This is a genomic window from Mesorhizobium sp. B2-4-17, from assembly GCF_006441275.1.
GTDB lineage: Bacteria > Pseudomonadota > Alphaproteobacteria > Rhizobiales > Rhizobiaceae > Mesorhizobium.
In genome coordinates, this window is record NZ_VFUX01000008.1 from 153,809 (window position 1) to 164,378 (window position 10,570).

General features: G+C 63.2%; 8 protein-coding genes. 2 read left to right on the forward strand and 6 right to left on the reverse strand.

Annotation, left to right across the window (positions count from 1 at the left end):
* The first annotated feature begins 24 nt into the window (after positions 1-24).
* Positions 25-939: a UTP--glucose-1-phosphate uridylyltransferase GalU gene (galU, locus tag FJ548_RS08870; protein WP_181165503.1), complete on the forward strand. Its 915-nt coding sequence runs from the start codon at positions 25-27 to the stop codon at positions 937-939.
* A 111-nt stretch (positions 940-1,050) separates the two neighbouring features.
* On the opposite strand, the gene FJ548_RS08875 is transcribed toward galU, so the two are convergent.
* Positions 1,051-2,835 (reverse strand): outer membrane beta-barrel protein, encoded by a 1,785-nt coding sequence (locus FJ548_RS08875; protein WP_181168740.1) that lies wholly within the window; start codon positions 2,833-2,835, stop codon positions 1,051-1,053.
* A gap of 207 nt (positions 2,836-3,042) precedes the next feature.
* Here FJ548_RS08875 and FJ548_RS08880 point away from each other — a divergent pair, with 207 nt between their 5' ends.
* A complete protein-coding gene (locus tag FJ548_RS08880; protein WP_140777674.1) occupies positions 3,043-4,044 on the forward strand; it encodes a KpsF/GutQ family sugar-phosphate isomerase in 1,002 nt (333 codons plus the stop codon).
* Between the two features lie 160 nt (positions 4,045-4,204).
* On the opposite strand, the gene FJ548_RS08885 is transcribed toward FJ548_RS08880, so the two are convergent.
* From FJ548_RS08885 to FJ548_RS08905, 5 genes are all read right to left on the reverse strand, one after another.
* A complete protein-coding gene (locus FJ548_RS08885; RefSeq protein ID WP_140607267.1) occupies positions 4,205-4,669 on the reverse strand; it encodes an NfeD family protein in 465 nt (154 codons plus the stop codon).
* Between the two features lie 24 nt (positions 4,670-4,693).
* Positions 4,694-5,644 carry an SPFH domain-containing protein gene (locus FJ548_RS08890; RefSeq protein ID WP_140607266.1) on the reverse strand — a complete coding sequence of 317 codons (951 nt, stop codon included), beginning with the start codon at positions 5,642-5,644 and terminating at the stop codon, positions 4,694-4,696.
* Between the two features lie 120 nt (positions 5,645-5,764).
* Positions 5,765-6,976, reverse strand: a complete 1,212-nt coding sequence (locus FJ548_RS08895; protein WP_140777675.1) for an FAD-binding oxidoreductase — start codon at positions 6,974-6,976, stop codon at positions 5,765-5,767.
* Positions 6,977-7,028: 52 nt separating this feature from the next.
* Positions 7,029-8,090: a ferrochelatase gene (gene hemH / locus FJ548_RS08900; RefSeq protein ID WP_140690452.1), complete on the reverse strand. Its 1,062-nt coding sequence runs from the start codon at positions 8,088-8,090 to the stop codon at positions 7,029-7,031.
* A gap of 145 nt (positions 8,091-8,235) precedes the next feature.
* Positions 8,236-10,368 (reverse strand): 5'-nucleotidase C-terminal domain-containing protein, encoded by a 2,133-nt coding sequence (locus tag FJ548_RS08905; protein ID WP_140777676.1) that lies wholly within the window; start codon positions 10,366-10,368, stop codon positions 8,236-8,238.
* Positions 10,369-10,570: the final 202 nt, after the last annotated feature.

Below are 10,570 nucleotides of genomic sequence, written 5' to 3' on the forward strand. Positions count from 1 at the left end.
GCGGAGCCGGCCATCACATGGATAATTGAAAGCATGAAGAGAGTTCGCAAGGCAGTTTTCCCGGTCGCCGGCCTCGGTACGCGGTTTCTCCCAGCCACCAAGGCTGTTCCCAAGGAGATGCTGACCGTCGTCGACAGGCCGGTCATCCAGTATGTTGTCGATGAGGCCCGGGAAGCCGGCATCGAGCATTTCATCTTCGTGACCGGCCGCAACAAGGCGGTCATCGAGGATCATTTCGATATCCAGTTCGAGCTCTATGACACGCTGGCCCAGCGCGGCAAGGACGAGCAACTTGCCCGCTTGCAGCGGCTGCAGCCGGCGCCCGGCCAAACCAGCTTCACCCGCCAGCAGGTGCCGCTCGGCCTTGGCCATGCGGTCTGGTGCGCGCGCGAACTGGTCGGCGACGAGCCGTTCGCGCTGCTGTTGCCCGACATGATCATGCAGTCGGAAAAGAGCTGCATGAAGTCGATGGTCGAGCTCTACGAGGAAACCGGCAACAACATCATCGCCGTGCAGGAATGTGACCCGGCGGAGACCCACAAATACGGCATTGTCGGCCGCGGCGAGGATAAGCATCACGGCTTCCGCATCACCGAGATGGTGGAGAAGCCGAAGACCGGCACCGCGCCGTCCAACCTTTACATCAACGGCCGCTACATCCTGCAGCCGGAGATTTTCAAGATTCTCGAAGGCCAGGAAAAGGGCGCCGGCAACGAAATCCAGCTCACCGACGCGATGCTGAAGCTGGAGAAGCAGCAGTCCTTCTATGGCTATCACTATCAGGGCCGCACTTTCGACTGCGGCTCGCCGGAAGGTTTTGTGGAGGCCAATGTCGCTTTCGCGCTGTGGCGCAGCGACATGAACCATAGCATGGCCGGTGTCATCCGCACACTTCTCGACGAGATGAAGCCCTCGGAGCGGCGCGGCGCTGCTTTCTAGGTCGCGGGGCGAGTTTGGCCGACCGCAGGCCCCGCGCCTTCGTCATCCTCGGGTCTGCGCCGCGTCGCTTCGCTCCTTGGCACGCCCCAGGATGATGAATCTCAGACGTCCTCAGCGTTGCACTTTCACGCCGAGATAGATGCTGTTGGCGGTGTAGTCGCGGCCGGGCAGGTTACTGGTCAGCTTTTCGGTTCTCACCCGGCTGGTGAGGCCGGCATAGCGGTTCAGCCACCAGGTCAGGCCGGCCTCGGCGCTCAGGATCCTGTCATGGCCATCGATGCCGATATAGTCTCGCCAATCGAGGCCGAGTGCCGCATTGCCGGTAAGGTTGGCGCGGATCTGCCGCTCGGCCGTCAGGCGGCCGGAGTAGAGGATATCGCCGCTTTCCCCAGCGGTGGTCGTGGTCTCGACGGTGGTCTTGCCGGTCAGGCCAATCGTGGTTCCGCGCTCCGGCGACCATTTGAGATCGGCGTTGACGGTCGCGCCTGAGATGGGCTCCAGGCTGTTGTCGTCGATCGCTTCCCTCAGCCACCCGGCCGAGAATTCACCCGACAGCTTCTCACCCATGTCGAGTTGCAAGCCGGCACGAGCGCCGAAGCGCGTCGAGGAGCGCTCGAAGCCTTCATTGTCGATGCGCTGATCATAGAGGCGACGGCCGAGCTCGACTTCCGTGAACGGGGTGAGGGCCGGGGAGATTTCGTAGCCGGTGCGCAGGGTCGCCGTGTAGAGCGTCGAGTCCTGATCCTTCTGCGACAGCGAGGTGCCGTCCGAAAGTTTCGCGTCGCCATAGAAGTCGTGCGAGACCGCGCCGGTCAACGTGTACTGCATCTTGCCGACGGCCTTCTCGATGCCGAGGCTGCCGTCGATCGTCTGTCGCAGCGGCTGGGTGCTGACGCCGGCAATGGCGTTGGGTGATGAGGCCGTTTCCGGCACGGCTTCGTAGCCGAGCTTGGCGATGGCGCGCAGTTCATTGTCGAGGTCCATGTTGAACTGGCCTTCGATGCGGCCTTGCCCATCGTGAACCGGGTAACCCGACACGGTCTCGCGGAACAGGCCGTAGCCGTCGACGGTGGCGGAGTTTTCGCGCCAGTCGGAAACCGCTGAAAAGCGCAGCGCCGTCTCCGACAGCAGCGCCGATGTGCCGGCACTGCTCGAATCGCCATTGGTCGTGGCGGTCAGGCCCTGTTCGATCGTCGGCCGGATGGTGAAGGACCCCCATCTGACGCCGGTAGCGGCGAACGGATCGTCCTCGGCCTTCTTGTTCAGGCCTTCGATGGCGGCGGTGCGCTCGGCGCCGGGGTCGAGCTTCTGCCGCTCGGCGCTGTCGATGGTGAGGGCGCGCCGGTTGGCCGCTTCCTGGTCCGTCGCGGCGGTGTCGCTGCCATCGGTCACGGCCCCGGTGGTGTCAGTGGTCGCGGCGGTTGTCTTCTTTTTCTTCGCCTTGTCGGCCGCCTTGGCGTCGGCCTTGGTCTTGTCCTGATCCGCCGCGGTCCGCCCGCCAGTCGATGGGCGGCGGCGGGGCTTGGGCGTCGTCGGATCGGCGGTGGACGTGTCGTCGTACGCCTGCGGCGGATCGAAAATGCTGGCTGTGGCGGCGTCGGTGCCCGTGTCGTCAGGGACGGCGCCGGCGCTGGCCGGCAAATAGGTACGCGGCTGCGTGTCGTCTTGCGCGGCATCGGCCGGTTGTTGCTGGCCCTGGGCAGCGAGGACCAACTGCCTTGCCTTGCGTTGCTGATCGGACAGGATCGCCGATTCGGGAACCTCGCCACGCAGCTCCGTTTCCTGGGCATGGAGCGGAGCCGGGCGCAGCAAGGCGAGCATGCTGGTCGCCAGCAACAAGGCACATGCCGCCTTGCCCTGTCGTCCTTTTGGTTTTTCTGGCTGGGCCCCGGACATCGCCACCACTGCTTGCGCGGCGCCCGCGCGCCATACTTACCGAACCGTAAATGGGGATGGTTAACGGAGGGTTGAGGTAGCGGTTGTTCGGGCGGCTAAAGCGCCGCTGTTCGTAGACTCGCGCGTTGCGCGCGAGGCCTCTGCGGTCTGGGTGTCACCGCCATTTCTGTTGGACAGGCGGACGGCAAAGCGCTAATCGCATCATCCATGCATGCGAGATCCCTCGATAAGAAGCCCCTGGACAGGCAAGCGTCGATCGATTCGGCGCTGAGAACGGTGGCAACCGAGCAGGCGGGAATCGCCGCTCTGGCCGAAGCGCTCGAGAACGGACTGGCCGCGCCTTTCGCGCAGGCCGTAGACATGATCTCGAAGATCGATGGCCGACTGATCGTCACCGGTATCGGCAAAAGCGGCCATATCGGCTCCAAGATCGCGGCGACGCTGGCTTCGACCGGCACGCCGGCCTTCTTCGTACATCCCGTCGAGGCCAACCATGGCGATCTCGGCATGATCGCCAAGGACGACGCGATCATCGCCATATCATGGTCGGGCGAGAGCAAGGAGATGATGGGCATCGTCACCTATTCCAGGCGGTTCTCCATCCCGCTCATCGCTATCACCTCCGGCGAGACATCGGCGCTGGCGCGCGCGGCCGACATCGTGCTGCTTTTGCCGCGTACGCCCGAGGCCTGTCCGCACGGATTGGCGCCGACGACGTCGACGTTGCTGCAACTGGTCACAGGCGATGCACTGGCGATCGCGCTGCTCGAGGCGCGCGGTTTCACGCCGGATCATTTCCGCACCTTCCACCCCGGCGGCCAGCTCGGCGCCAACCTGACCATGGTCTCCGAGATCATGCGGGTCGGCGAGCAGATGCCGCTCGCTGTACTCGGTACAAAGATGCCGGAGGCGGTGATGACGCTGTCGCAAAAGAAGGTCGGCTGCGTCCTGATCGTCGACGCGAACGGCGAGCTGGCCGGGATCATCACCGACGGTGACGTCGCGCGCAACCTGCATCGCAACCTGGCCGATGTCATCGTGGACGAGGTGATGACCCGCACGCCCAAGACGGTCGATCCGCAGACGCTTGCCGGGACGGCGATCGCGCTGCTCAACGAGCACAATATCGGTGCGCTGGTGGTGACCAGGAACAACATGCCGCTGGGCGTGGTTCATTTCCACGACCTACTGCGCATCGGCGCAGCTTAAGGTATTGATATTCAGGTGATGCCGGCCTGCGAAAGACGGCTTTCTGCGCTTCCGGTGCTCACGTACTTAAGTACGCTCCGCTCCGGTTCTCGAAAGCCATCCTTCTCGACTCGGCCTAACCTGAATCTCAACACCTTAGGGCGTTGGCGCTGTCTGAAACTCAGACCTGCTCCACCGTCAATTCCAGATCGGTATCGGCGGCGGCGGTGACGCGCACCTGCGTGCCGGCCGGCAGATCCGGGCCGGAAACCCGCCACAACGTATCGCCGAGCTTGATGCGGCCGCGGCCGTCCCGGATCGGTTCGGCGAGCGTCGCCATCTTGCCGATCAATTGCGCGCCGCGACGGTTGAGTAGTGGCTGGTCGCTCGGCTGGTCGCGGCCGCCCATCAGTTTCTTGCCGATGAAAGCCGAAACCAGCGACAGCACGAGGAAGACGAGCACCTGGACCTGCCAACTCCAGATGGCGGCATTCCAGATCAGCAGCGATGCCGCGCCAACGATCAAGGCGGCGATGCCGATCCACAGCATGAAGAAGCCCGGCGCGATGACCTCCACCACCAGCAGCACGAAGCCCAGAACCATCCAGTTCCACGGGCCGAGTTCGGAAATAATGCGGTCGATCATGATCTTGACCCACTCACAATGACATCAGTTATCACTTGGCTTGACGACCGGCGGGCGTGAAACCTGCCGTTGCGTGCCAGCCGGGCCATCGCCCTTGAAGACTTCCCGGGCGATCTCGCCGATGCCGCCCAGCGAGCCGATCAGCGACGACGCCTCGAAAGGCATCAGCACGATCTTGCTGTTGGTGGCGGAGCCGATCTTGCCGAGCGCCTCGGTGTATTTCTGGGCGACGAAGTAATTCAACGCCTGCACGTCGCCCTTGGCGATGGCTTCCGACACCACTTGCGTGGCGCGGGCTTCGGCCTCGGCGGAGCGTTCGCGCGCCTCGGCGTCGCGGAACGCGGCTTCCTTGCGGCCTTCGGCCTCGAGGATCTGCGACTGCTTGAGGCCCTCGGCGGCGAGGATCTGCGCGCGCTTGTTGCGCTCGGCCGTCATCTGGCGGCCCATCGATTCGATCAGGTTGGCCGGCGGATTGATGTCCTTGATCTCGACGCGGGTGATCTTGATGCCCCACGGATGCGCGGCTTCGTCGACGACACGCAGCAGGCGCTCGTTGATGGCGTCCCGGTTGGACAGCAGCTCGTCGAGGTCCATCGAGCCCATGACGGTACGGATGTTGGTCATCGTCAGGTTGAGGATGGCGTTCTGCAGGCCGGCGACCTGATAGGCGGCCTGCGCCGCATTGAGTATCTGATAGAAGGCGATGCCGTCAACGCCGACTATGGCGTTGTCGCGGGTGATGATTTCCTGGCTCGGAACGTCGAGCACCTGCTCCATCATGTTCATCTTGGCGCCGATGCGATCGACGAAGGGCGTGATCAGGTTGAGGCCCGGGCTCAGTGTCTTTGTGTAACGGCCAAAGCGTTCGACGGTATAGTTGTAGCCTTGTGGAATTGTCTTGATGCCCTTGAACAGCACCAGCACGACAAGCGCGACCAAAACAACGACCGCAATATCGAAACCACTGAAATCCATTTGGCTCTCCCTCAGAGGCAGGCCGCGAGAGCCATTCCCGCGCAGCCGGCTTCACCAAAGACTTAAGTGTGTTTCAGCAACGTTACAATCAGGTGATGAGGGATTGTTTGCGGGCTGCGCTCAACGGTTGAAGGCAAACAGTCCTGCATCCGTGTCGTCCAGCCCGCCGATCGAGGCGGAGACGATCTCGGAAGCGATGCGCGAGAAGGTGATGCCGTTGCCGCCATAGCCCATCACCGCATGAATGCGCGGGTGCCTCGGAATGGCGCCGATATAGGGCAGGCCGGTGGTCGTGGTGCCGAAGGAGCCGGTCCAGGCAAATTCAGGCCTGACGTCGAGATGCGGAAACAGCTGGCTAAGTTTTGCGGCGATGCGCGCGCTCTTGTCGGCGATCTGCTCGTCACGCCGTGTTTCGTCGACGAAATCCTCGTCCTCGCCGCCGCAGATGACCCTGCCGTCGGCCGTCGTCCTGACATAGAGGTATGGGTCGGACGCTTCCCAGACGAAGGTTGCCCGGGGCCAGAGCTTTCGCGGTTGCGGGCAGGTCGCGATCGCCCAGGTCGAGATGATCCGGTGGGCCGCCGCCGGCACGATGTCGATCAGTTCATAGCCGGTGGCCAGCACCATTTGCCGTGCCGTGATGGTCGGGCCGTCTTTCGTGGCCACGACCACCTTGTTGGCGCCGTCCTCGATCCTTGTCGCTTCGACGGGAGCGTGGAAGCGCGCCTTGCGTTCCAGTGCCTTGAGAAACAGCCCGGCCGTCAGTTTGCATGGATCGAGCGCGATGTTGCCGTGGCTGTGGATGGCGCCATCGCGATCGATGCCAAATGTCTGCGCCAACGGTGCTGATGTGAGGTAGGTCGCGTCGATGCCGGCCTCCCGCCGCGCCTGGGCTTCGCCCCGGAGTTGCGAAGGGCCGAGCATGGTGCCGGCCAGATAGAGCGATTGGCTGCGGCTCAGAGCGCAGTTGATGCCGAGTTCGGCGATGCGGGCGGCAAGATTGGAAACGGCGAGCCGTGAGCGCCGCCAGGCCTGCTGGGCGGAGGCCTTGCCGATCATCTTCGATAGAGTTGAAAGCGGCTGGTCGATTTCGAACTGCACCAGTGCGGTGGTTGCCGCAGTCGAACCTTTCAGCGGTCCGCGCCGGTCAATGCAGATGACGGAGTGGCCGTCCGCCGTCAGCGCTTCGGCCATCATGGCGCCGCTGATGCCCATGCCGACGATGAGCACATCCGCTTTGGCGTCGCGGGTCAGCGCTGAAGCCGGCACGCTGGGTGCCCGATAGGCGGACCAGACAGGCCGGCCAGTTCTGAGGTCGAGTTTGCGGGGCATCGAATTCTCCGGAAGCGCGGCTCAACGCTGCGGAGGGGCCGTTGTTCCGGTCTCAGACCCAGCCGGACAGTTCGCGCCGCACCATCGCCTCGATCACCGCCATGCCTTCGGCGCTGTCGTTGAGGCAAGGGATATGGGCGAAATTCTTGCCGCCGGCGTGGTGGAAGGTCTCGGCGGCCTCGCGGCCGATTTCATCCAGCGTCTCGATGCAGTCGACGGAAAAGCCAGGATTGACGATAGCGATCGACTTGACGCCGTCCTTGCCCAGTTTCTCCACGGTCTGGTCGGTATAGGGCTGCAGCCATTCCTGGGCGCCGAAGCGGGACTGGAAGGTGGTGATCAGCCTGCTCTCGCTCCAGCCGAGCTTCTCGCGCAGCAGCCGCGTCGTTTCCAGGCAATGCGCCTGATAGGGGTCGCCCTTGTCAGAATAAGGTTTCGGGATGCCGTGATAGGAGGTGATGACGACGTCCGGTTCGAAATCGAGTGTTGCCAGATGCCGTTCGATCGAGGAGGCGAGCGCCTCGATGTAGACAGGCTCGGCATAATAGGGCGGCACGCTGCGGATGGCCGGTGCCGCCCGCATCTTCATCAAGGCGCGAAACAACTGGTCATTGGCGGTCGCCGTCGTCGTCGCCGAATATTGCGGATAGAGCGGAAAGGTCAGGATGCGGTCGCAGCCTTGCACGAGCAGATTTTGGGCGACGCTCGCAGTCGAGGGGTTGCCATAGCGCATCGCCCAATCGACGACGACATCGGGAAGGTCGCGCAGTGCCTCGGCCAGCTTTTCGGATTGGGCGCGCGTGTAGGTGCGCAGCGGCGACTCGTTCTTCTCCTGGTTCCAGATCCGAGCATAATTGGCGCCTGATTTCGTCGGCCGCGTGGTGAGCACCAGGCCGTAGAGGATCGGATACCAGACCGCCCTGTTGAGCTCGATGACGCGCGGATCGGACAGGAATTCCCTGAGATAGCGCCACATCGGCTTGAAGCCGGTGCCGTCGGGCGTGCCAAGATTGATCAGCATGACGCCGACCTTGCCCGCTCCGGCAGGCGCGTGACCCGCCGTCAGGCCAACCGGCTTGGCGGCTTTGGGATCGACAGCGGTGGTTAGCGTCATAAGGGTTCTCCGGACACGGCGTGAAACTAGCGATGGCACGCCGGTTTTCAATGCCGCGTCTGGCCGCACCTTATCGCGTTTCCAGCCGAAAACAGAACACCCGCCCGGTTTCCCGCGCGGGTGTTTGTGAGAAGGCGAAGTGACGTTACTTTGCCGGGATGGTCAGCGTGGCGCCGGGCATAAGCCGATGCGGCCTTTGACCCTGGTTGGCTTCATAGATGACTTTCCATTTGGTCGCGTCGCCATAGGCCTTTTTGGCCAGATCCCAATAGGTGTCGCCGGTTACGATGACATGGCTGCTCCCGGAAGGTGCGGCCTCGGCCGGCTTTGCCGGTTCTGATGATATGGGTGCTGCCGGTGCGGATTCGACAGGAGCTGTCGCGGCCGGGGCGGGCTCGACCGGCTTTGCCGGTTCGGCAGGCGCCGGGGTTGCGGGGGCAGCAGCCGGCGTAGCGGGCTGGGGCGGTGCTCCTTCCGTCGATATGGCCGGCGGCGTGTTGGCGATATTGCCTGAATTGCTGGGCAACTCCGGCATCGCAGGCGCGGCGTCGGCGGGTTTCGCCGGTTCTGCCGGCTTGGTGGCATCCGCAGGGGCCGGGGCCGCCGGAGCCGCCTCGGCCGGCTTGGCTGGTGTGGTTGCTGGAGCAGCGGGAACTGCCGCTGTCGTCGCGGCGATCTCGGTGATGCGGCCGTCGAGCTTGGGCGTATACGGTCGGTGGGCGCCGAGATAATCGGCGACAACCGTTTCGAGGCCGGGGCCGTAATCATAGGCGTTCCTGGCCTTGTCGGCGAAGACCTTGTAGCCGTCGCCGCCCTGGCGCACGTAGTTGTTGGTGGCGACCAGATAGTCCTTGTCGGGATTGATCGGCTTCCAGGCGCCGTTCTCCATCACTTCCACCGACTTGACGCGGCCGGCATTGGGCGCGACCGACTTGTCGAAGGAATATTTGAGACCCGCCACCTGGGGGAAGCGCCCGGCGCCGTCCTCGATCTGGCTGAGGCCGTTCTCCAGCCCGGCGACAAGGTCCTTGCCGGAAATCTGGAAGGTCGCCAGCGTGTTCTGGAACGGCAGAACGGTGAGCACTTCACCCATGGTGATGGTGCCTTTGTCGATCGAGGCGCGCAGGCCACCGCCATTGGAGATCGCTATCTCGACGCCCTGTCCCTTGACGCGGTCCAGGATGGCGTCGGAGACGAGATTGCCCATCGCGCATTCGCGCGCGCGGCAACTCTCGCGGCTGCCGTCGATGACATCGGTGGTCTCGGCCACTTCCTTGTTCTTCAAAGCCTCGATCGGCGCGCCGAGTTCCTTGATGCGGGCGAGTACGGCGGGATCCGGCGTGATCGACTTGTCGAGATAGATCGGATCGCCGCTGGCCGATTTGACCACGCCATTGTCGTCGAACACGACCTTGAACTCGCCGAGATATTTCGAATAGGACGCCGCCTGCACCACCGGCACCTTGTAGCCGCCAGGATTGTCGACCATCGTCGGATAGGGGCCTGCCGCCTTCGGATCGGTGTTGGACAAAAGCGTATGGCTGTGGCCGCCGACAACGACATCGATGCCAGGTATCTTGGCAATGACGTCGCGCTCCCTGTTGTAGCCGATATGGGTGATGGCGATGATCTTGTTGATGCCTTGCGCCTGCAGTTTCTCGACCTCCGCCGTGATCGACTTGACGTCGTTTTCTATTGCGATGTTCGGGCCGGGGGAAGCGAGTTCGGGCGTGTCGTTGGTGACGGCGCCGATGATGCCGATCTTCTGGCCGCCGACTTCAACGACGATCGATGGCTTGACGCGGTCGCCGAGCTTGGACTGCGCGTTGGCTTTCACATTGGCGCCAAGCACGGGGAATTTGATCATGTCGAGGAACGGCGCCAGCGCCGCTTCGCCGTCGTCGAACTCGTGGTTGCCGAGCGCCATGGCGTCGAACTTCATGTCGTTGAGGAACTCGCCTTCGACCTTGCCCTTGTAGGTCGTATAGAACAGTGAGCCCTGGAAATTGTCGCCGGCGCTGAGCAACAGCATGTTCTGGCCCTGGAGCTTCTTGCGTTCCTGGGCGATCGCGGTGATCAGCCGGCCCGCGCCGCCGATGCACTCGCCCTTGGTTTCTTCGTCGGCCGAGCAGGTCGTTTCATATTTGTTGTTGCCTTCGATGCGGCTGTGCCAGTCGTTGATGTGCAGGATGTTCAGTGTGTAGTCGGCAAAGGATGTGCCGGCCGACAGGCCAAGCGTCGATGCCGAAAGGGCGGCAATGGCGGCAAGCTTCTTCATCTTCGTCTCCCGACAGGCTGATCAGAGGCGTTTAACGCGCTTGCTTGACTGGGATATAACAGCCAGCGTTTTGACCATGTTCCCATCGTGTTCCGGCTGAGGCAAGCGCAAAACCCGGGGTATTTGCAAGCGCAAAACCCGGGGTATTTGCAAGCGCAAAACCCGGGGTATTTGCAAGCGCAAAACCCGGGGTATTTGCAAG